The sequence below is a fragment of the Paenarthrobacter sp. NPDC089714 genome (assembly GCF_044748905.1).
GTDB lineage: Bacteria > Actinomycetota > Actinomycetes > Actinomycetales > Micrococcaceae > Arthrobacter.
On sequence record NZ_JBIVGX010000009.1, the window covers coordinates 166,838 to 186,392 of the forward strand.

The 19,555-nt window shown below is 64.5% G+C and carries 23 protein-coding genes; 14 read left to right on the forward strand and 9 right to left on the reverse strand.

Annotation, left to right across the window (positions count from 1 at the left end; translation table 11 throughout):
- The first annotated feature begins 53 nt into the window (after positions 1-53).
- The 3 genes from ACIPY3_RS16190 (at position 54) to ACIPY3_RS16200 (ending at position 2,209) form a co-directional block, all read left to right on the forward strand.
- Positions 54-866 carry a tryptophan-rich sensory protein gene (locus tag ACIPY3_RS16190; protein WP_400335689.1) on the forward strand — a complete coding sequence of 271 codons (813 nt, stop codon included), beginning with the start codon at positions 54-56 and terminating at the stop codon, positions 864-866.
- A gap of 45 nt (positions 867-911) precedes the next feature.
- A complete protein-coding gene (locus ACIPY3_RS16195) occupies positions 912-1,652 on the forward strand; it encodes an ANTAR domain-containing protein (protein ID WP_400335691.1) in 741 nt (246 codons plus the stop codon).
- 146 nt (positions 1,653-1,798) lie between these two features.
- Positions 1,799-2,209 (forward strand): hypothetical protein, encoded by a 411-nt coding sequence (locus ACIPY3_RS16200; protein WP_400335693.1) that lies wholly within the window; start codon positions 1,799-1,801, stop codon positions 2,207-2,209.
- Between the two features lie 3 nt (positions 2,210-2,212).
- Here the strand turns inward: ACIPY3_RS16200 and ACIPY3_RS16205 are convergent, their stop codons facing one another.
- The 4 genes from ACIPY3_RS16205 to ACIPY3_RS16220 all read right to left on the reverse strand — a co-directional run bounded on the left by ACIPY3_RS16205 (position 2,213) and on the right by ACIPY3_RS16220 (position 7,250).
- A complete protein-coding gene (locus tag ACIPY3_RS16205) occupies positions 2,213-4,573 on the reverse strand; it encodes a glycoside hydrolase family 65 protein (RefSeq protein ID WP_400335695.1) in 2,361 nt (786 codons plus the stop codon).
- 30 nt (positions 4,574-4,603) lie between these two features.
- Positions 4,604-5,335, reverse strand: coding sequence for an HAD family hydrolase (locus tag ACIPY3_RS16210; RefSeq protein WP_400335697.1), 732 nt, complete (start codon positions 5,333-5,335; stop codon positions 4,604-4,606).
- Between the two features lie 8 nt (positions 5,336-5,343).
- Entirely contained in the window at positions 5,344-6,360 is a 1,017-nt protein-coding gene (locus ACIPY3_RS16215) for a LacI family DNA-binding transcriptional regulator (protein ID WP_400335699.1), read from the reverse strand.
- Positions 6,361-6,611: 251 nt separating this feature from the next.
- A complete protein-coding gene (locus ACIPY3_RS16220; RefSeq protein ID WP_400335701.1) occupies positions 6,612-7,250 on the reverse strand; it encodes an alpha/beta hydrolase in 639 nt (212 codons plus the stop codon).
- Positions 7,251-7,276: 26 nt separating this feature from the next.
- On the opposite strand from ACIPY3_RS16220, the gene ACIPY3_RS16225 reads away from it, so the two are divergent.
- Both ACIPY3_RS16225 and ACIPY3_RS16230 read left to right on the forward strand, forming a co-directional pair.
- Positions 7,277-7,699 (forward strand): helix-turn-helix transcriptional regulator, encoded by a 423-nt coding sequence (locus ACIPY3_RS16225; protein WP_400270013.1) that lies wholly within the window; start codon positions 7,277-7,279, stop codon positions 7,697-7,699.
- Between the two features lie 48 nt (positions 7,700-7,747).
- On the forward strand, positions 7,748-8,149 hold the full coding sequence (locus tag ACIPY3_RS16230) for a VOC family protein (protein WP_400335703.1): 402 nt from the start codon (positions 7,748-7,750) through the stop codon (positions 8,147-8,149).
- 80 nt (positions 8,150-8,229) lie between these two features.
- On the opposite strand, the gene ACIPY3_RS16235 is transcribed toward ACIPY3_RS16230, so the two are convergent.
- The 3 genes from ACIPY3_RS16235 to ACIPY3_RS16245 form a co-directional block, all read right to left on the reverse strand.
- The gene (locus tag ACIPY3_RS16235; protein ID WP_400335705.1) at positions 8,230-9,357 is read right to left on the reverse strand and encodes a glutamate--cysteine ligase; all 1,128 of its coding nucleotides are present in this window, start codon (positions 9,355-9,357) and stop codon (positions 8,230-8,232) included.
- A gap of 40 nt (positions 9,358-9,397) precedes the next feature.
- Positions 9,398-9,856 (reverse strand): hypothetical protein, encoded by a 459-nt coding sequence (locus ACIPY3_RS16240; protein ID WP_400335707.1) that lies wholly within the window; start codon positions 9,854-9,856, stop codon positions 9,398-9,400.
- A 242-nt stretch (positions 9,857-10,098) separates the two neighbouring features.
- Positions 10,099-10,872 carry an ANTAR domain-containing protein gene (locus ACIPY3_RS16245; protein WP_400335709.1) on the reverse strand — a complete coding sequence of 258 codons (774 nt, stop codon included), beginning with the start codon at positions 10,870-10,872 and terminating at the stop codon, positions 10,099-10,101.
- Positions 10,873-11,033: 161 nt separating this feature from the next.
- Between ACIPY3_RS16245 and ACIPY3_RS16250 the strand changes: the two genes are divergently transcribed.
- The 6 genes from ACIPY3_RS16250 to ACIPY3_RS16275 all read left to right on the forward strand — a co-directional run bounded on the left by ACIPY3_RS16250 (position 11,034) and on the right by ACIPY3_RS16275 (position 16,464).
- Positions 11,034-11,465, forward strand: a complete 432-nt coding sequence (locus ACIPY3_RS16250; protein ID WP_400335711.1) for a hypothetical protein — start codon at positions 11,034-11,036, stop codon at positions 11,463-11,465.
- A gap of 54 nt (positions 11,466-11,519) precedes the next feature.
- Positions 11,520-11,729, forward strand: a complete 210-nt coding sequence (locus ACIPY3_RS16255; RefSeq protein ID WP_397324862.1) for a hypothetical protein — start codon at positions 11,520-11,522, stop codon at positions 11,727-11,729.
- Between the two features lie 592 nt (positions 11,730-12,321).
- Positions 12,322-13,116 (forward strand): DeoR/GlpR family DNA-binding transcription regulator, encoded by a 795-nt coding sequence (locus ACIPY3_RS16260; protein WP_400335714.1) that lies wholly within the window; start codon positions 12,322-12,324, stop codon positions 13,114-13,116.
- Complete coding sequence (locus ACIPY3_RS16265) at positions 13,113-14,099, forward strand: 1-phosphofructokinase family hexose kinase (protein WP_400335717.1); 987 nt, start codon at positions 13,113-13,115, stop codon at positions 14,097-14,099. The genes ACIPY3_RS16260 and ACIPY3_RS16265 overlap by 4 nt, the downstream gene beginning before the upstream one ends.
- A gap of 2 nt (positions 14,100-14,101) precedes the next feature.
- Complete coding sequence (locus tag ACIPY3_RS16270; RefSeq protein ID WP_400335719.1) at positions 14,102-16,159, forward strand: fructose-specific PTS transporter subunit EIIC; 2,058 nt, start codon at positions 14,102-14,104, stop codon at positions 16,157-16,159.
- Between the two features lie 29 nt (positions 16,160-16,188).
- Positions 16,189-16,464, forward strand: a complete 276-nt coding sequence (locus ACIPY3_RS16275; protein WP_400335721.1) for an HPr family phosphocarrier protein — start codon at positions 16,189-16,191, stop codon at positions 16,462-16,464.
- A gap of 84 nt (positions 16,465-16,548) precedes the next feature.
- On the opposite strand, the gene ACIPY3_RS16280 is transcribed toward ACIPY3_RS16275, so the two are convergent.
- Together ACIPY3_RS16280 and ACIPY3_RS16285 are read right to left on the reverse strand one after the other, a co-directional pair.
- Positions 16,549-17,505, reverse strand: coding sequence for a DNA topoisomerase IB (locus ACIPY3_RS16280; protein ID WP_400335723.1), 957 nt, complete (start codon positions 17,503-17,505; stop codon positions 16,549-16,551).
- A gap of 33 nt (positions 17,506-17,538) precedes the next feature.
- Positions 17,539-18,018 carry a Dps family protein gene (locus ACIPY3_RS16285; RefSeq protein ID WP_400335725.1) on the reverse strand — a complete coding sequence of 160 codons (480 nt, stop codon included), beginning with the start codon at positions 18,016-18,018 and terminating at the stop codon, positions 17,539-17,541.
- A 283-nt stretch (positions 18,019-18,301) separates the two neighbouring features.
- Between ACIPY3_RS16285 and ACIPY3_RS16290 the strand changes: the two genes are divergently transcribed.
- From ACIPY3_RS16290 to ACIPY3_RS16300, 3 genes are all read left to right on the forward strand, one after another.
- Positions 18,302-18,472, forward strand: a complete 171-nt coding sequence (locus tag ACIPY3_RS16290) for a hypothetical protein (RefSeq protein ID WP_400335727.1) — start codon at positions 18,302-18,304, stop codon at positions 18,470-18,472.
- Positions 18,473-18,609: 137 nt separating this feature from the next.
- Entirely contained in the window at positions 18,610-19,110 is a 501-nt protein-coding gene (locus ACIPY3_RS16295; RefSeq protein ID WP_400335729.1) for a DUF6328 family protein, read from the forward strand.
- Positions 19,111-19,156: 46 nt separating this feature from the next.
- Positions 19,157-19,423, forward strand: a complete 267-nt coding sequence (locus tag ACIPY3_RS16300) for a Rho termination factor N-terminal domain-containing protein (protein ID WP_400335730.1) — start codon at positions 19,157-19,159, stop codon at positions 19,421-19,423.
- Positions 19,424-19,555: the final 132 nt, after the last annotated feature.

Here is a 19,555-nt window from a genome sequence, read left to right on the forward strand (position 1 = left end):
CTAGCATCTGATAGTAAGTCCGGAGAGGTCCCTCAAGGAAAGAGGCTCTGCACGTGAAAACGAAAAACTCGGATTTTGTACGCCAAATTTTGGTGACCGTGAGCCTGGTGGTCTGCATCGTCGGCTCCATGATCGGGGTAGGCGTGTTCGGCGGCACGCCCATCGCACAGGCCGCAGGTGGAGCGCTCAGCGCAGACTCCACCCTCCTGGCCCCGGCAACGCCGGCGTTCTCCATCTGGTCTGTGGTGTACACGGGATTGGTGGCCTTCACGGTGTGGCAATGGCTGCCATCGCAGCGAAGCAACCCGCGGCAGCGCTCCCTCGGCTGGGTGGTGGCGGGGTCCATGCTCCTGAACGCGGCGTGGATCCTGTCGGTGCAGGCCGGCTGGCTCCCGGTGAGCGTCGTGGTCATTGTTGCCCTGCTCGCAGTGCTGGTGATGGCCTTCCTCCGCTACAGCCGGAGCCGGGCCTCGTCCTGGGTGGAGGCCGTGGTGGTCGATGGCACGCTGGGCCTCTACCTCGGATGGACCAGCGTGGCCGTGTGCGCCAACATTGCCGCGGCGTTGAAGGCAGCGGGTTTCTCAGGATTCGGGCTGCGTCCGGATGTGTGGTCCGTAGCGGTCCTGGCGGTAGTCGCCGTCGTCGGCATTGCCCTGGCGGTCAAAGGCCATGGCCGGCTTGCGTTGGCAGCCGCCATCGCCTGGGGGCTCGCCTGGATCACGGTGGGCCGCAGTGCCGACGCACCCCAGTCGACGCCCACAGCCATCGCCGCGGCCGTGGCGGCGGTTGCGGTGCTGGGAGCCGCGGTAATCGTCCGGACGCGAACGACGGCGGCGCCGGTGCGGGTGCGCGGTGGGCGCGGTTGACCGGCGTGCTTGTTAGCGCCGCGCCATGCTTCTACATTGGAAGCCATGACTGCTGAAGATAAGGCCGAGGACTTCGAACGGTTGGTGGACCTTATCGCCGGCACCGAAGACATCAAGGAGTTCCTGGGCGGACTCACGGGCTTCTCCGCCGACATGATGAGCCAGGCCACCGGCGTTCACATCGAGTGCGCCGTGACGTTGCGGCGCCGGAAACGCACGGCAACCATCGGCGGCAGCAGTGAGCGGGCCGTTGTCCTGGACCGGATCGAACAAAGCCTTGGGGAGGGCCCTTGCGTTGACGCGTTGGACAGTGGCGTCCCCAAGATCCTGGAGGACGCCGCGACTGATCCGCGCTGGCCGGACTATTCGGAGGCTTTGCTGGCCGCGGGCATCAGCAGCGCACTGGGTGTTCCCATGGACCTGGGCGACGAATCGGCGGCCGTCCTGAACTTCTTCGCCGCAGAGCCCGGGCTGTTCACCAAGAAGACCGTGGATGACGCTGTCCGGTTCGTCACCATGTCCAGTAAGGCACTGCGGCTGGCGGTACGGATCGCGGCTGCGGACCAGCGCGGCGATGACCTCAAGGCCGCCATGGAGAGCCGGACCGTGATCGACCTCGCGTGCGGGATGATCATGGCGCAAAACCGGTGCTCGCACGACGAAGCCTTCGACATCCTCCGCCGGGCGTCCAGTGACCGGAACCGCAAGCTGCGGGACATCGCCCAGGAGATCGTTAATCGGATGGCCGGGCAGCCGCACACGGCACCGGCACATTTCGAGGACTGACCACTGGAATTGATCAGCAAGCTGCTTATTCTAAACTCGCTTGACGAATTCGGCACGTAATGATTGACATGACATAACTCACATTCTGTAAGCTGCTTTTACAGTCACGCAGCCGGCTTCCTTCGCTCTACTCCGGGGAGGTCCGCATGGCCCCCAATTCAGTCAAAACCACCTATACCCATGGCGTAGCGCCGTTCGCTGCCCCGATCGCTCAACGAGGAGCATCGAGGCCGCACGACCTGCCCAACAAACCGGACGCCCTCCTTGGCGCCATCGCCGTCCGGCAGTTGTTCCGGCGCTGGCCGCTGGTGCCTACGCGGGAGCTGGAACGTATCCGCCACGTCCTGGTTCATTGCGACCAACTTGGGTCCCCGGACGCGCACCACTTGTCCGAACCGGCCCAGGCCCTCCTGGACCTCATCACGTCGGAGCTGAACAACCGCAGGGAAGCCGCCAAGGCGGCCCACCCCGCAGGCGGCCGCCCCCTGGCTCCGGTGAAACCGCCCACCTCACCAGCGAGCGGCCTGGTGGAGGACCACACAGCCAGCGCCAGCTAGCGGTCACGCACCAACGATCGGAAGTCCCGCCGTCGGGAACGAACTCGGGAAGACCGACGCCGGAGGCACCGGTACCGCCTCAAGCGGCACCGTTACCGTGCTCGGACCGACTGTGACGCCGTGGTCCCGGACCTGTACACGGAGCGGCTCATTGCTGTATCCGGCCGCTTCGACCAGACCAAGCGCCATGGATCCCTGGGAGAGCTCCACGGACAGCAACCGCCCCTGGACCTTCAGCCGGAACGCCAGGTCTTCCCATTCGGAGGGCAGCCGCGGATCGAAGCGCAGCACGTCGCCTTGGTCCCGCATGCCCGCGAAGCCGCACACCAGGGAACTCCAGATCCCGCCGGTGGAGGCGATGTGGACGCCGTCGATCGTGTTGCCGTGCGAGTTGTCCAGGTCGATGAACAACGCCTCGGTGAAGTGCTTCAGCGCGAGTTCGCCGTAGCCGATCTCGGCCGCCATGATGCCCTGCACGCAGGCGGACAGGGTTGAGTCGCCGGTGGTAATGGGATCGTAGAAGTCGAAGGCGCGCTGCTTCTCCTCCGCGGAGAAGTCCTGCCACTGGAGGAACATCGCCAGCACGGTATCGGCCTGCTTGAGGACCTGGTGCCGGTAGATCACCAGCGGGTGGAAGTTCAGCAGCAACGGGTACTTGGACTGGGGAGTGTTCCAGTCCCACGGCTCCAGGGTCATGAAGTCGTTGTCCTGGCTGAAGACCTCAAGGTGGGGATCGTAGGGCAGGGACATGCGTTCGGCCGCCTGGCGCCACACCATGCGCTCTGTATCGGCGATGCCCTCGTTCTCCAGCGCCGCTGCAGCCCGCAGGTTAAAGCGCGCCATGACGTTGGTGTACAGGTTGTCGTTGACCACGGCCGTGTACTCATCCGGGCCGGTGACGCCGTGGATGTGGAACATGCCGTCCTTGCCAAAGAAGCCCAGGGAGGCCCACATCCGCGCCGTCTCGATCAGCAGGTCCGCGCCCACCTCGGACTCGAATCCCGCATCGGCACTTGCCCAACGGTACCGGGTTGCTGCGAAGGCGATGGCCGCGGCGATGTGGAACTGCGCGGTTCCGGCAGCGTAGTAGGCACTGGCTTCCAGTCCGTTGATGGTCCGCCACGGGAACAGGGCACCGTCCACGCTCAGTTCCTTGGCCCGCACCCGAGCGTCCGGCAGCATGGCGTGGCGGGACTCCAGGACCTTCCGGGCACCATCCGGGTTGGTGTACGTCAGGTACGGCAGGAGGTAGACCTCCTGGTCCCAGAAGTAGTGGCCCTCGTAGCCGGATCCGCTCACACCCTTGGCCGGAATACCCGCAACACCGGCGCGGGCCGTGGCCTGTGCCAGCTGGAACATGGCCCAGCGAACCGCCTGCTGCAGTTCGGGCTGCCCGCCGATCGAAACGTCTGCCGTGGTCCAGTACGTGTTGTAGTGGGCAAGGCTCTGGGCCAGGATCTCGTTGAACGGAACCAGGTTGGCTTCGGCTTCGGCAACCAGGCTCTCGCCGCGGTCCTCTGCGTCACCCGCGGATCCGGCCACCATGTAGCTGACTGCTTTTTCCAGCCGGAACGGCTCACCGGCGTTGATGGCCAGCACGTAGCGGACGGACGACTCGTCTTCCGCCACGGCAGTCTCGAACGGCTGCCCCTCGTAGGAAATCCAGTGGTCCACTGCCATGGCCACGCGCTGGCGTGATTCCGAAGTTTCCCAGGCCAGGCGAAGCGAACCATCCGCGCCTTGCAGGTGCAACGGCAGGAGCACCCGCCCGGCATGGCGGCCGGAACGCCGGGGGTCGTGGACCGAGTGGTCCTCCACAGGCTGGTCCTGGCGGTTGACGACGGCGGAGCTGATGTCCGCTGACACGTCACGGTCCGCGCTCACGGACAGCTCCAGGCCAAGGCAGCCGCGGGAATCGAAGCCCACCGCGCGGCGCTCCACCGTGGTGACCGTGGCACCGGAACGGCAGGCCCACGTGGTGGTTTCCTCGTACACGCCGGTGGCAAAGTCGATGCTCCGGTGGTAGTCCAGGACCGTCGACTCGGCCAGGCTCAGGGCCTCGCCGTCGATCCAGATGGAGAAATTGTTGGCGTCCGGGACATACACGATCCGCTGGCCGGTACGGGCGAATCCGTAGGCATTTTCGGCGTGCTTGATGTCCCAGATCTCATGGAAACCATTAATGAAGGTGCCCGGGAGTTCGCCGTCGCCAGGAGTCGAGTGCGAGCCACGGATGCCAAGGTGGCCATTGCCCAGCGCGAAGAGGGTTTCCAGGGTTCCCTCGTCGCCAGGGACGTGGATGTTTTCCACAAGTTTCCAAGGCTCGCAGGGGAAGCGCAGCCGGTCAGAGCTGATGAGTGCCATGGGCTGATGAAGTCCTTTGAGAAAGTCGGGTCAGAGAAGGTCGTTGAGGTCTTCGACTACCAGCGTCGCACCGGCGTCAAGAAGGGTTTGGCGGCCGGCGCCGCGGTCCACGCCGATCACGGCCTGGAAATTTCCCGCGCTTCCGGCCTGGACACCGGACACGGCGTCCTCAACCACAATGCATTCCTCCGTGGGGACGCCCAGCAGCGAGGCCGCATAGGTGAACGTTGCGGGGTCCGGCTTTCCGGGAAGCCCGACGGCGGCAGCCACCTGCCCGTCCACCACCACCTCGAAGTGGTGGTCCAGTCCGGCGGCCTTCAGGACCGCGGGAGCGTTGCGGGACGAGGAAACAACGGCAACGTGGAGGCCTTGCTCCAGGGCCGCGTTGATGAACTTCACCGAGCCCGGGTACGGCTCCACGCCGCGGGTGTCCACGATCTCGTTGAAGATGGCGTTCTTCCGGTTCCCCAGGCCCTGCACCGTCTGGTTGGTGGGGGCATCATCCGTCGGCCCCTCGGGCAGGGTGATGCCGCGGGAGGTCAGGAAGTCCCGCACGCCATCGAAGCGCGGCTTGCCATCGATGTGGTCGAAGTAGTCGCTCTCCTGGTAGCCCTCGGGGTGGTTCTGTTCCGCGAGGTAGCCGTCGAACAGTTCCTGCCACGCTTGCTCGTGCACCACGGCAGTGGGCGTCAGCACGCCGTCGAGGTCGAAAAGGAGCGCCGAAGCGCCCGTCCAGGCAGTACGAAGGTCAGTCATGTGCATTGTTCCGTTCAGCGCTTGTGACGCGTGGTCTTGCGTTCGATGAGCTTGGTATCGAGCAGGTGGTTGGCGGGTGGGTTGGGGGTTTCGGTATTCACGAGTCGTTCGCAGAGCAGGTTCGCCGCGAAGGCACCCTGGTCCGCTACGGGCTGGGCCACGGTACTCAAACCAAGGAACCAGCTCATGGGATGGTCATCGATGCCGATCACGGACATGTTCTTTGGCGCGGCCAGGCCGTGTTCGCGCAAGGCCATGAGCGCACCGAACGCCGCCTCGTCACAATGGGCGAACACCGCAGTGGGCTTTCCACCGCGGGCCATGAGTTCGGTCATTGCCCGGCGGCCGTCGTCGATGCTGGGCTCGCAGCCCACCACCTGGTCCGGGTGGACGGTGAGGTGGTGTTCATCAAGTGCACGGCTGAAGCCTTGGAAGCGGGGAATGTCCTTCACAACGGGCTCATTGCCCGCAAGGACAGCCAAGTCCCAATGCCCCAACTCCAGCAGGTGGGAGGTGGCCCGCCACGCCGCATGTTCGTCATCGATGCCAACATTGTCCCACGGAACATTCCGCATGCTCACGCTGGCTACCGCCAAACCGGAAGCGTCCAATGCTTCCACTTCGCCGGGGTCCAGGTCAACATTGAGCAGCAGCAGCCCGTCCACCCTCTGGGCCAATTGCTCCAGGTTGCCGAAGACCTGCTGCTTCACGCTTTTCTTGTTGCGCAGGCTGATCAGCACGGTGTCGTAGCCGCTGTCGCCGAACACTTCCTCGGCCGCTTCCACGGCTTGGGCGAAGAACCAGGTGGTGGCGGTGGGGGCGATGATCGCCACCGAGCCGGTGCGGCCGCCTGCCAGGCGGGCTGCCGCGGCCGAGGCCTTGTAACCCAGTTTGCTGGCGGCGTCCGACACTTGCCGCTGGGCCTTTTCTGAAACGTTGGGGAGGTTCCGGAGCGCCCTGGAGACGGTGCAAATGGACAATCCGGAGAGGAGGGCAACGTCCTGGATCGTCGCCCGGTGCGTCCTAACCATGCAACACGGCCTCAACCCTTTCCATGCTCGAGTTCACCCTGTGGTGGCGGCGCTTGGGGAGCGCCGCAGCCAAAAGTGTAAGCGCTTACAATTTTGTCATTCAACAGAGTGGGGCTGGATTCGGAAATGTGACGTGGACCTCACCGCCGGTGTTGCGCCGCAGTGCCGGCATGCCGTCTAATCCCCACCCCTCCCCCAACTGAGTCGCATTTGTGCGCGTTTTGAGCTGCCATAACGCGCACAACTGCGACCTAGTTGGGCGGGGTTGGCGCGGGGCCGAGGACGTAGAAACGAAGGAAGGCACTCACGTCCACCAGTTCCGGTGGCTCGATCCGGTGCCCCATCCCGGGATAGGTGCGCGCGGTAAGGGCCATGTTTGCGTTGAGCCATTCCTTGGTGTGGGCGATGGCATCCTCGTTGATCACTGGATCCGCCTTGTCCCTCCCCCAGAAGAACGGCGGCGGAGTGTCGAAGGACTCGGACAATGCCAGGAGGTCGTTGTCCAGGACAAACCCGGAGAGGCCAACGGTGGCTGCGAACTGTTCCGGCTTGAGGCGCAGGAGGGTGCTGGCCATGGCCATGCCCTGCGAATAGCCCAGCAGGCTGACGCTGCTGTGGTTCTGCCGCACCGAGCCGATCCATTCGAAGACCTTGTTGGTGGAAGCGATGACGTCGGCAAAATCATTGGTCAGGAAGTAGTCCAGCAGGAACCAGCCATAGTGGTCGCCGATCACCTTCGGCCCGCGCAGGGCCACGCACGTGAACTCCTGCGGCAGGTGCGGAAAGAGGGAAACCATGCGTTCCTCGCTGGTCCCGTAGCCGTGCAGCATCACCAACAAAGGAGTGCCCGCGCGCTCACTTTCGGGCTTCGACCAAACCACTGAATCCATGAGCCTGAGCCTAGTAGACTGACCGCATGACACCGCAGGAACTGGCCAATCTGGCCCATCTGCGGCGCGCACGCGACTTCATCGACCGGGAGTATGCGCGCCCGCTGGATGTGCCCACCATGGCAGCCGGGGCCCTCATGTCCCCCGCCCATTTTTCCCGCCAGTTCAAGGCAGCCTATGGCGAATCACCTTACAACTACCTCATGACGCGCAGGATCGAGCGGGCCATGGCCTTGCTGCGGGCCGGCACCAGTGTCACCGATGCCTGCATGGAAGTCGGATGTACCTCTCTGGGTTCCTTCAGCTCACGGTTCACGGAGATTGTTGGCATCACGCCCAGCGAGTACCGCACCCGCGAACATGAGGCCGTGAAAGCCATGCCCAACTGCATCGCCAAGCAGCACACCCGCCCCGAACGACGCAAAGCCACCACAGCACCCACAAGCTGAGCAGGATCGAAGAAGCGCCCGTTTCGCGACTGCAATAGCGTGTGAGTCATGAACATCTCACTGAAATACGCACACGTCACTGTCAACGATGTCGACGAATCGCTCCCCTTCTACCGGGACGCACTGGGCTTGGACGTCAGGAACGATGTCGGCTCGGACGGCCAGCGCTGGGTCACCCTCGGCAGCGACGCCCAGCCGGACCTCGAACTGGTGCTCTCCCCGCCGCACGCCGGGCGTTCCCAGGCCGACGGGGACGCCATCCAGGAACTCCTCACCAAAGGCGTCATGCCCATGCTCGTCTTCAGCACGGACGATCTGGACGGCACGTTCGAGAAGCTCCGCGCATCCGGCGCCGAGGTCCTCCAGGAACCGATCGACCAGCCATGGGGCCCGCGCGACTGCGCTTTCCGCGACCCCTCGGGCAACATGATCCGCATCAACCAGGGCTGACGCCCCCACATGAAGTACGACGGCGGTCTGGTCACTTGGGGCACCCAAGCCAACCAGCCGTCGTCGTGCTTGAGCGGTACTTACCGGAGCATGAGGCCGGCGTCGGTCCGTTCCCCGTCCTGGTGGGTCGAAGCGATGGCCGCGGAGACCACGTCGGCCAGCCGCAAACGGCGGCTGTAGGCGTGCCGCTGGAGTCGTTCACCCGTGCCTCGCCGGAGAATCGCCGCCACCCCGGCACGGGCCACGGCCAGGTCTCCCGTCTCCGTGAGCGCCGGGCCCACGTGGCGCAGCAGCGCACCCACGGCATCCCCAGCCGGGCAGGGCTCCAACTCCCCGGGGTGGATCAGCTGCTCATTGACGCCGTACCGGCTGGCGCGCCAGTTGGACATGCGCAGCACGCTGGTCAAAACGTCCGACGGCGGCGCGCCCTCCCGCCACTGCCTCGCCGACGTCTCCACCAAGGCCCTCGCCAGGACCGCGATGGTCAGGGCGTCCCCGGCGTAAAGGCAGACGTCGGCGATCCGCAGTTCCACTGTGGGCTGGCCGCGGGAAAGGCGCGCGTCGAAGTAGATCATGCCCTCGTCCAGGGGAACGCCGGTCTTGAGCAGCTCCCGCAGGACACTCCGGTATCCATCCGCCGAGCCGAACACGTCCATGGGCCCGGCGGTGGGCCAGCGGTTCCAGATCTGGGTTCGATAACTGGCGAAACCCGTGTCCGTGCCCATCCAGTACGGCGAATTGGCGCTCAAGGCCAGCAACACCGGAAGCCAGTGGCGCATGCGGTCCAGGACTGCAACGCCCTCTTCGGGCGACCCGATGGAAACATGCACGTGGAAACCACACGTGATCTGTTCCCGGGCAATCAGGCCGAACTCATGGCCCATGGTGGCGTAGCGCTGGTTGCCCAGGGTTGGCGTCGCATGGAAGACAGGTGGCGTGGCCAGGGCTGCAACCCGTGCGCCCACGGTCCTGGCGGCCTTGTCCGCGAGCGCCCGCCCCAGCTGGATTTCCTGGCGAAGGCCCTCGGCGGTGGTGCAGGGCCGGGAGTTCACCTCCACCTGTTCCTGCTTGAACTCGGACTTCAGCGATGGCCCATCATCCTGCGCGTGGTGCGCGGCGATATCCAGGACTCCGGAGGCAAGGGCCAGCGGCATCCCATCAATCGGATCGGCAATGAGGAGCTCTTCCTCTACGCCAAACGTTCGCATAGCCACCCCTCCCCACGGGTCATGTTTTCAGAGACGCCCGTCATCCCACGTGGCGCGGAACCTCCATTTGGAAGCCGCACCGGCAGTGGAGCACCTGTGTTTGCAGGTAGACCTCCAGAAGGCTGGGAGTGTCCGGATAGTCAGTGGTCCGGGGTGCTTCGATGAACCGTTCAGTGGGGCGGCCAAGTGTCATGGGCTCGCCGCAATGGGTGCAGCTGAACCACAGGCCGGCCGCGGACGTAGAGAGGAATTCCGACTGGATCTCCGGGACCAGTTCGGCCAACGGGACGGCGTGGGCGTAGAAGGTATCGCATTCACTGCAGGTGTAGCTGACTTCGACAATCTCTGACTGGTTCGGCGTGGCCTCAACCACTGTTTCAACAAAAATGTACGAATCGGTATCGCACACTGTGCACCACGGGCGTGAGCCGGTGTCTTCAGTGGCGGGAGTTGCCCCAGGCAAGCGTTTCGGGGCAGGAATCGGGGAACCAAGCGTCATTGCCATTCTCCTTTATTGCAAGCACCACCAAAGCGGTGGTTTCCGACAACCGTCCCTTGCGGGACACACTGAACAGCGGTCGGGAGAAGCTGATGCTCCTGTCGGAGCCCGCGTCCCTGGAGAGGGCTTGTCAGCCGCGCTCCGAGGTCGTAAGGATCCAGGGGCTATTGGCTTAACCCAGTAATGAATGTAGTTCAACAGTGCCGCACGTCACAAGACACGAGTGGCTTAACAGCATGCGCCTAGAGGTCGAAATGGGATACCGAGGCGGTCCCGGCAACAGCCTTGATCATGGCTTCAGCAACGTCCCGGAGCTTTTGGTTACGGCCGTTGGAGGCCTTTTTCAGCACCCCGAAGGCTTCAGCCTGGCTGCAGCGGTTCTGGCCCATGATGATTCCGCAGGCAAGGTCGATTGCAGTGCGCGAGGCCATGGCATCCTGCAGGTCTTCGGCATGCTGCTGCTTGGTTCCGATCCGCACGGCCAAGCGCAGCGAACGCTCTGCCTGGCTCGCATACAGCTCGCAATTGCGGACGGTTGCAGGATCGAAAATGTGGGCCTGCGGAGCAAAAAAGTTGAGCGCGGCGGTGGCTCCTTCGTCCAATTCCAGGGGCACGCACAGCACGGACAAATGCCCGCGACCGGCGATCACGCTGCAATAGTCGGACCATCTCTCCTCAGTGGCAGTGTCCTCCACCAGCACCGTGGTGTGGGTGCGCATGGCTTCCAGGCAGGGCCCATCGCCGAACGTCCGCTGGACCTCGTCGATCAACCGCGCCTCGTGGCTGTTGCCGGCAACCGTCAAGGCCTTGCGACGGCGGCTCAAGGTGATGCCGCAGAGCACGCCCAGCCCTACGGTGGCGGACACCGAATCGGCGGAGAACACGGCGAGTTCGCCAAGGAATCCGCCCACATCCTCACTGTCGATCACCAGGTCCTGGAGCTGCTCGGCCACGGGGACGTCGTCGGCAGCAGGCGCCTCCACGGGCATGGCCGTGTCCGGATGAATTTGGTCCATGCCACTATTATCTACACCTCTTCCGCCCCGAGCGGATCCCCCAAAAATCCTTGCATCTGCGGTGCACCTATGTGCACAATCTAGCTACGGTCTGCGTCGACGGACCCCGCTTCACAGCTCATGCAGACGGGCGCCCCCATATTCACACAGAGGTGAATGCCATGCCGGCCCAGCCTGCTTCGAGGGTTCCCGACGAAGCACACCAACCACCCGACGAGCCGCTGTGGTGCCCACGCTGCAACACCGACCAGCATCTGTTGGTGGATTCCATCCAGTCGCACTATCCGCCCGCGCCCAACAGGGTGGACGTCAGCTATCAGTGCGCGGAGTGCAGGTACACCTACGAACACCTGGCAAGCGTGCAGCGGGTGGCCGCCATCCTGAACCGGCCAAGCGGCACCCAGGGCATCCTCCAATTCGGCGGCCAGTTCCTGCATTGCGGCAACCCCATGAAAACGCGCAGCTGCGAGCTTCGCCGCATCCAGGCACCCTTGGCGCTCAAGCCCGGGGCACCGTTGCGGCTCTACGAGGTCTACATCAACACCCGCGTCCTTGGATGCACGTGCGGCTTCCGGATGGAGATTCCGGACTAACCCGCACCATTTCGATTCAATCCGGCCTGGTCCGGACATAGAGGAAGAGAACGCATGCACGCAGAGAAGCGCAGGAAAGAGTCGCTGGCCACCAACGCGGGACCCCAGGCCGGGCGCAAGCACAAGTTGCCCGATCCGCCGGATCCGGACAACCTCCCCATCGACTACCTGGGCTCCGGCTGGGATTCCAGCAAGTATCCCTCCTCCACGCCGCGCACCCTCCGCCCCCAGCAGCGGAGCCACGGACGGAACGGGAAGTCGTGACAGAGCCAACCTCCGCTTGGGCTCCCGGGCCGGAGGGCCAGTCCAGCCCGGCGGGGCAGTCCAGCCCGGCGGGGCAGTCCGGGCCAGAGGGACGAACAGCACGCGAACCTGCGCCCACGCCGGAGCCGGTGCCGCTACCGGAGCCCGGACCACCGCCGGTTCCCGAGCCCACACCCGAGCGGGAACCCGTACCGGGAACCACACCGCCGGACGGGCCCACCCCACCGGACGGACCCACACCGCGCGAACCATAGGTTTACGCCCCCGGACCAGCGCCGCATCGACGGCAGGTCCCCTAAGACCGGATCCTGGCAAATCCCCCAGTCAGGATCCGAACGAGGGCATGACGCACTACAGGGAGTGCGTCATGCCCTCTGCTATGCCCGGGCAGCGTGCTGCTCCTTCGCTGTGGCCCCGTGTCACAACCCGGTTTCACCGCCCTCACCAAGCAATCTGTGTTTATGTTGTTTTCTATTGACTTACCAACACAAACACAGATAGAGTCAAGCAATTCCACATTACGTGTGACAGCAGTCACCGTGAGTGGAAGGCAATGAAGACAACGACTCACGCATGACGCAATGGAGGGTAAGTGTTCGCCGAAGAGCGCCAGCAGCTGATCTCCGCACTCGTCACAGAGCGCGGACGCGTCAGTGTCACCGAGCTGGCGGACCGATTCAGCATCACCACCGAAACCATCCGCCGGGACCTCGCAGCGCTCGAAGTTTCCGGCAACCTGCGCCGCGTCCACGGCGGCGCGGTTCCCTCGGACCGGCTCAGCACCCGCGAAGAAAGCATCCTGGAGCGCGCCATTCAGCGCCAGGCAGAGAAACTCCGCATCGCCGCCGCCGCCCTCGCCATGATTCCCGGGCCCACCACCGGCAGCATCCTGCTTGATGCCGGCTCCACCACCGAAACCCTCGCGGACCTGCTGGCACAGCGCACGCCGGCATCCAACGGGTCAACGGACGAGCTCGTGGTGATTACGCACGCCATTCCCATCGCCAGCAAGCTGTCCGCCACTCCCGGCGTCGCCCTCCAGATCCTTGGTGGCCGCGTCCGCGGACTGACGCAGGCGGCAGTGGGACAGTCCACCGTGGACGCCGCCGTCAAGCTCCGTCCGGACATCGCGTTCGTCGGGGCCAACGGCATCCACGCCACCTTCGGGCTCAGTACCCCCGATCCCGAGGAAGCCGCGGTCAAGGCCGCGTTCGTCAAGTCGGCCCGCCGCGTGGTGGCCCTGGCCGATTCCTCCAAGCTGGACGCCGAAACCCTGGTCCAGTTCGCCACTCTGAAGGATGTGGATACTTTGATCACAGACAGGGAGCCCTCCGCGGAACTCGCGGCAGCCCTGGCCGACGCCGGCGTAGACGTGGTGGTCGCATGATCGTCACCCTGACCGCCAACCCCAGCCTCGACCGCACGGTGGAGCTGCCCGGACCGCTGGCCCGCGGCGAAGTGCAGCGTGCCACCCACGTCCACCAGGAATCCGGTGGAAAGGGCGTCAACGTTTCCCGGGCACTCGTGGCCTCCGGCCTTGAAACCCTCGCGGTCCTCCCGGGCGCCGATTCAGATCCGGTCCTTGCAGGACTGCACGACGGCGGTGTGCCGTTTGCGGCGCTGCCGATCGGCCAGGCGCTGCGCAGCAACGTGACGCTCACCGAACCGGATGGCGTCACCACCAAGATCAATGAGCCCGGCCCGGAGTTGAGCGCCGAACAGCAAGAGGCCCTGATCGGGCTGCTGCTGGAGCGCTCCCGTGGCGCCAGCTGGGTAGTCCTTGCCGGCTCGCTCCCACCAGGGGTTCCCGCCGACTTCTACGCCACCATCGCCCGCCGGCTCCGTTCCCGCTCCGATGGACTCGCCGCACCGGAGATCGCCATCGACTCCTCCGGCGCTCCGCTGGCGGCGGCCCTGGAAGGGGACCCCGCCGGAAAGCCGGATCTCCTGAAACCCAACGCCGAAGAGCTTGCGGAGCTTGCCGCCGCAGCCGGTTTCACCCAAGTCTCCACCGCTGAGGAACTGGAGGCAGACCCGGCCAAAGCCGCCCAAGCTGCTGCCGCCGTCGTCGAAAGCGGTGTGGGTGCTGTACTCGCAACACTCGGATCCAAGGGCGCAGTCCTGGTGACGGCAGACGGAGCGTGGCTTGCCACGCATCCGCCGATCCAAGCCGTCAGCACTGTCGGTGCCGGCGATTCGTCCTTGGCCGGCTACCTGCTGGCCGCAAGCAAAGGTGGTTCCGCCCCGGACTGCCTCCGTCAAGCCGTGGCGCATGGTGCCGCTGCTGCATCGCTGCCGGGCTCCACTGTCCCGGCAGTCCACCAGACAACCCCAGACGCCGTAACCATCACGGCCCTCCAGAAGGACTAACAGTGACCCAGCTGATCACACCCCAATTGGTCACCCTCGACCAGAACCTGGGCGATGCCCCCGCCGACGTCATCCGTGTCCTGGCCGGCAAAGTAGCCGACGCTGGCCGTGCTTCCGAGGTTGAAGGGCTCTTCACTGACGCCTTCGCCCGCGAACAGAAGACCGCTACCGGCGTTCCCGGCGGCATTGCCATCCCGCACTGCCGTTCGGCCGCCGTCACGGAACCCGCCTTGGCCATGGCCCGCCTGTCCCACAAAGTGGACTTCGGCGCGAAGGACGGTCCGGCGGACCTCATCTTCTTCATCGCAGCCCCGGACGGCGCGGACCAGGAACACCTGAAGCTGCTCTCCAAGCTGGCCCGCTCACTCATCAAAAAGGACTTCACCGCGGCGCTCCGTGCGGCTTCGTCGGAGCAGGAGATCGTGGACTTGGTGGACGGCGCCCTTGCGGACAAGCCCGCAGCGCACGCCGCGGAACCTGCTGCTGCGGCCGCACCGGCCGCTTCTGCAGCCCCCGCGGGAAGCCCGACGGCGGCCGCCGCACCCAAGCGCCTCGTGGCCGTTACGGCCTGCCCCACCGGCATTGCGCACACCTACATGGCGGCCGACTCGCTGGTTGCCGCTGCTGCCGAGATGGGCGTGGACCTGCAGGTTGAAACCCAGGGTTCCTCGGGCGCCAAGCCGCTGGACCCGGCGGTGATCGCTGCGGCAGATGCGGTGATTTTCGCCGTCGACGTGGACGTTCGCGGCAAGGAGCGCTTCGCCGGCAAGCCGGTCATCAATGCTCCGGTCAAACGCGGCATCGACGAGCCCGCCAAGATGGTCCAGGAAGCCCTCGCTGCCGCCGACGATCCCCACGCACACCGCGTGGCCCATTTTGGGGCAGAAGAGCAGGCTGAACGTGAGGCCGAGGAGAAGAGCGAGCACATCGGCCAGAAGCTGAAGCGCGCCCTCCTCACGGGTGTGTCCTACATGATTCCGTTTGTGGCCGGTGGCGGCCTGCTGATTGCGTTGGGCTTCCTCCTGGGCGGCTACCTGATCACGGGCTTCGCGGACAAGATCGTGGTTGAGAACAGCATCTTCAACCTGCCCACCGAGTTCCCGGACAACGCCTGGGGTCCCTTGGGCGCCTACCTTGGCGCAGTGCTCTTCAAGATCGGCGCCCTGTCCCTGGGCTTCCTGGTTCCGGCTTTGGCTGGTTACATCGCCTACGCCATTGCCGACCGGCCGGGCATCGCGCCGGGCTTCGTGGCCGGTGCTGTCTCCGGGTTCATGGGCGCAGGCTTCCTGGGCGGCATCGTCGGTGGTCTCCTGGCCGGCTACATCGCCTACCAGTTGGGCAAGCTCAACGTGGCCCGCTGGCTCCGCGGCCTGATGCCGGTGGTGATCATTCCACTCCTGGCCTCCCTGGTGGCCTCAGGCCTGATGTTCCTGATCCTCGGTGCACCGATCGTCGCCCTGACCAACGCCCTCAACACCGGCCTGTCCGGCCTCACCGGCGCAGGTGCCATCATCCTGGGCATCATCCTCGGCCTCATGATGTGCTTCGACCTGGGTGGCCCGGTCAACAAGGTTGCCTACTCCTTCGCAGTTGCCGGCCTCGGTACCGCTTCAGTGACCAACCAGGCACCGTGGCAGATCATGGCCGCCGTCATGGCAGCGGGCATGGTTCCGCCGCTGGCCATGGCCCTGGCAACCGTGCTGGACAAGAAGCTGTTCTCCCTCGCCGAGCGTGAGAACGGCAAGGCCGCCTGGCTCCTGGGGGCATCCTTCATCTCCGAAGGCGCCATCCCGTTCGCCGCTGCCGATCCGCTCCGCGTCATCCCCGCCAGCATGGTGGGCGGCGCAGTGACCGGCGCACTGTCCATGGCCTTCGCTGTCACCTCCAAGGCACCGCACGGTGGCCTGTTCGTCTTCTTCGCCATCGACAACTTCCTGTTGTTCTTCCTGTCGATCGCTGTTGGCGTGGTCATCACCGCCCTCCTGGTCATCGCCCTCAAGCGTTGGACCGTCCGCAAGCCGGAGGCCGTTGAGGCCGAACCCGTACCCGCAACCGTCTAGACTCTCCACAACCTCACAAAGGAGCACCAATGCCTGAACGTACAGCCACCATCGCCAGCCGTGTCGGCCTCCACGCCCGCCCTGCAGCCATCTTCGCGGAGGCCGCTGGAGACCTGGACCTTGAGGTCACCATCGCCCGCCAAGGCGAGCCGGCCGACGACGCCATGGACGCTGCCAGCATCCTTTCCCTCATGAGCCTCGGTGCTTCACACGGCGACGTCGTGGTGCTGCGGGCCGAGGGTGAAGGTGCGGACGCCGCCCTGGAGAGCCTCGTGAAGATCCTCGAAACGGACCACGACGCCTGATCGTTGCCTGACCAGCTCCACGGAAAGAGCCTGGTGACACCCCGCATGGGGGTATCGCCAGGCTCTTTGCGGTTGCGGTGAAGCTCAGCCCTGCTTCCCCATCAGGAATTCGGCGATCGAGGGCTCCGTGGGCTTGATCTTCTCAAGCCCGCCGTCGAGGTAGGCCTCCACGATCCGCGGGTCCACGTAGGACGTGCGGGCCACGGCAGGGGTGTTGCCCAGCATCTCCGCAGCCTCCTTCATGGCTTTCACCAAGGCTTGGGGACGGGTCATGGTTCCGTCATTCTTCAGGAGGCACAGGGCTGCCGCTGCCGTGCCCTTCCAGGTGCGGAAATCCTTGGACGTGTACGCCTCCCCCGCGATGCTTCGGAGGTACTCGTTGACCATGTGCCCATCCAAGGGGACCCAGACGCCGTCGTCCTTGTACGAAAGCAGCCGTTCCTTGCCGGGCCTGCGCGCCAAAGGTTCCAAAAAGGCCGCCAGGACGGGGTCATTGATGGACGTATCCCACCACTGCCCGCTCTTGCCGGGAAATTTCAGGGCCACGGCGTCGTCTTTGATGCGGGCGTGCCTGCACCTCAGGGTGGTCAGCCCATACGAGCCGTTCTGGCGCATGTAGCTTTCCGAACCAACGCGTAGGGCGCCAAGGTCCATGAGACGGACAGCCGCCGCCAGGGTCTGCTGCTTCTGCGAGGAAGCGTCCTTCAGATGCAGGGTGACCGCCCTGCGGATCGAGGGAAAAACCGAGCCGAGTTCCGCTGCGCGCTGGAACTTCTCAGTGTCTTTACGCTGACGCCAGCGCGGGTGGTACATGTACTGGCTTCGACCGGCCGCATCAACACCGGTGGCCTGGATGTGGGCATTCTCGTACGGACTGATCCACACATCGGTCCACGCAGGCGGGATCGCCAGCGCTTTGATGCGCTGGCGATCCTCCTCGTTGAGCAGTGTTCCGTCGGGGTGCCGGTAACTGAAACCCTTGCCCGAGCGGCGCCGGACGATGCCGGGCTTGGACAAGTCGCTTCGCCGAAGCCTGGCCATTCCGGCCGCCCTGCCGTCGTCGTCCCGGGCCGGTCAGGCTTCGTCGGGGTCGGTCACGGCCGTACCGGAACCCATGGTCTCCGCGTTGATCATCCACGCCAACTGCTCAAGGCGGGCGATGAACTCATGCAGGAGGTCCGCCGTCGTGGGGTCTTCCTCATCAACCTCATCGTGGACATCCCGCATGGTCTGGACGGTGCGTTCCACACGGTCCGTCACCAGTTTGACGGCGTTCTTGGTGTTCACCAGGCCGCCGGGGAATTCTTCAAGGCGCGTGCCCTTGGCAATGGTGCTGCTGCGTCCGTCCGGGAGGGCGTGGAGGGCGCGCATGCGCTCGGCGGTATCGTCTGCGTACTGGCGGGTGGCCAGCACCAATTCATCCAACTGGAGGTGGAGGTCCCTGAAGTTCGGGCCAACGATGTTCCAGTGGGCCTGCTTTCCCTGGAGTTGGAGCTCGATCAGGTCTGTCAGGACGATCTGAAGGTTGTCTGCGAGTTGCTGTGACGCTTTCATGTTTTCCTCTCCTGGGACGCCGCCTGGACGTCCACCCAATCAACCAAGTGACTACTTCAATAACTCTTTCATAAGGGTGCTTAGTAGTACAATGAGGAGTGTCGCTGTTCACAACCGGCGAACCGACCTCACAGGATGGGCCGGTTGCACGCAACGGCACAGGCACCATGGAAACGGTGGAACGCTTCCGGGTACCGGCATAACTCAATTGAAGTAAACGGAATGCATGTCAGGAACCCGTCGACTTACCGCCGGATTCCTCCCAGAAAGGAATGTGCTGACCATGAACACGCTTCTGATCATTGCTGGTGTAGTGGCGATTGTCCTTCTTCTTGTGGGCGGCTTCTCGTCGGCCCTTAACTGGCTGCTGTGGGTGGGCGTCATCCTCCTGGTAGTCGCAGCCATCGGCTGGCTTCTCAGCTTCATGTCAGGTCGCCGCGGCCACACAGTATAGAGCCCGCAGCGCGACACCAGCCGCGCCGTCAGGCCGGCACACCCAGATATCAAAAAGACCGTGAGGGCTGTCCCCGCAGCAATGCTGCAGCTTGGGGACGGCCCTCCGGCGCACTACCCCAAGCGGAGGTGCTTGAAGTGGCCGATACCGAGCCGGTCGCACGGACCGGCCGCAATGAATCCACCGAAGAGAAGATGGACCGCAACTGGCTGGAGCTGATCCAGGAACTGCGGGTCCTCCAAACCGGAGTCCAGATCCTGGGCGGCTTCCTGCTGACGCTCCCCTTCCAGTCGAGGTTCTCCACCCTGGACGACTGGCAGACCGGCCTGTATCTCTTCAACGTCATGGTCGCCTCACTGACCACCATCACCATTGTCCTTCCCGTCAGCATCCATCGACGGCTCTTCCGGCGCGGCCTCAAGGCAACACTCGTCTCCAGCGCAGACACCATCACCAAGCTCGCTCTGGCTGGCGTGTCCATCCTGATTGTCGGCTCGGCCGCGCTGGTTTTCGACATGGCCATGGGCAGGAATTCCGGCTTGCTCACCGGCGCAGTCCTCATCCTTGTGGTGTTGGTGATTGTTGTGGGACTCCCCTTCTGGATCCATCGCAAGGCCCTGCAAAACCGGGGGGACTGACGCTGGGAGCGGCCGCGGCCGACGTACCAAAGAAAGGATCTCCACCATGCCGGAAAAAAAGAATCCCAGCCTCAAGGACCCCGAACTTTACGAGGAACTCCGCGATGATGGAGCCTCCAAGGAGAAGGCCGCCCGTATCTCGAATGCGGCTGCCAAACAAAGCCGGGGCGAAGTTGGGCGCAAGGGCGGAAAGTCCGGCGACTACGACGATTGGACCGTGGACAAACTCAAGTCCCGTGCAAAAGAACTCGGCCTGAAAGGATACTCGGACAAGAAGAAATCCGAACTCATTTCCATGCTGAGGAACCACTGAATCACCCAACCGGGTCGCAGTAGATGCCGTTTTGGACGCTTCGAATCATGCGGTGATCGCAACACCTGATTATTGAAGGGTGTCGATTGCCGTGGTGAAGTTCTCGAATCGTTTGGTTGCTGAGGTTGTTCA

Coding starts and splice junctions, on each gene's coding strand:
- ACIPY3_RS16195 (WP_400335691.1), top strand. CDS start 912: ATGACTGCTGAAGATAAGGCCGAGGACTTCGAACGGTTGGTGGACCTT.
- ACIPY3_RS16200 (WP_400335693.1), top strand. CDS start 1,799: ATGGCCCCCAATTCAGTCAAAACCACCTATACCCATGGCGTAGCGCCG.
- ACIPY3_RS16205 (WP_400335695.1), bottom strand. CDS start 4,573: ATGGCACTCATCAGCTCTGACCGGCTGCGCTTCCCCTGCGAGCCTTGG.
- ACIPY3_RS16210 (WP_400335697.1), bottom strand. CDS start 5,335: ATGCACATGACTGACCTTCGTACTGCCTGGACGGGCGCTTCGGCGCTC.
- ACIPY3_RS16215 (WP_400335699.1), bottom strand. CDS start 6,360: ATGGTTAGGACGCACCGGGCGACGATCCAGGACGTTGCCCTCCTCTCC.
- ACIPY3_RS16220 (WP_400335701.1), bottom strand. CDS start 7,250: ATGGATTCAGTGGTTTGGTCGAAGCCCGAAAGTGAGCGCGCGGGCACT.
- ACIPY3_RS16225 (WP_400270013.1), top strand. CDS start 7,277: ATGACACCGCAGGAACTGGCCAATCTGGCCCATCTGCGGCGCGCACGC.
- ACIPY3_RS16230 (WP_400335703.1), top strand. CDS start 7,748: ATGAACATCTCACTGAAATACGCACACGTCACTGTCAACGATGTCGAC.
- ACIPY3_RS16235 (WP_400335705.1), bottom strand. CDS start 9,357: ATGCGAACGTTTGGCGTAGAGGAAGAGCTCCTCATTGCCGATCCGATT.
- ACIPY3_RS16240 (WP_400335707.1), bottom strand. CDS start 9,856: ATGACGCTTGGTTCCCCGATTCCTGCCCCGAAACGCTTGCCTGGGGCA.
- ACIPY3_RS16245 (WP_400335709.1), bottom strand. CDS start 10,872: ATGGACCAAATTCATCCGGACACGGCCATGCCCGTGGAGGCGCCTGCT.
- ACIPY3_RS16250 (WP_400335711.1), top strand. CDS start 11,034: ATGCCGGCCCAGCCTGCTTCGAGGGTTCCCGACGAAGCACACCAACCA.
- ACIPY3_RS16255 (WP_397324862.1), top strand. CDS start 11,520: ATGCACGCAGAGAAGCGCAGGAAAGAGTCGCTGGCCACCAACGCGGGA.
- ACIPY3_RS16265 (WP_400335717.1), top strand. CDS start 13,113: ATGATCGTCACCCTGACCGCCAACCCCAGCCTCGACCGCACGGTGGAG.
- ACIPY3_RS16275 (WP_400335721.1), top strand. CDS start 16,189: ATGCCTGAACGTACAGCCACCATCGCCAGCCGTGTCGGCCTCCACGCC.
- ACIPY3_RS16280 (WP_400335723.1), bottom strand. CDS start 17,505: ATGGCCAGGCTTCGGCGAAGCGACTTGTCCAAGCCCGGCATCGTCCGG.
- ACIPY3_RS16285 (WP_400335725.1), bottom strand. CDS start 18,018: ATGAAAGCGTCACAGCAACTCGCAGACAACCTTCAGATCGTCCTGACA.
- ACIPY3_RS16290 (WP_400335727.1), top strand. CDS start 18,302: ATGAACACGCTTCTGATCATTGCTGGTGTAGTGGCGATTGTCCTTCTT.
- ACIPY3_RS16300 (WP_400335730.1), top strand. CDS start 19,157: ATGCCGGAAAAAAAGAATCCCAGCCTCAAGGACCCCGAACTTTACGAG.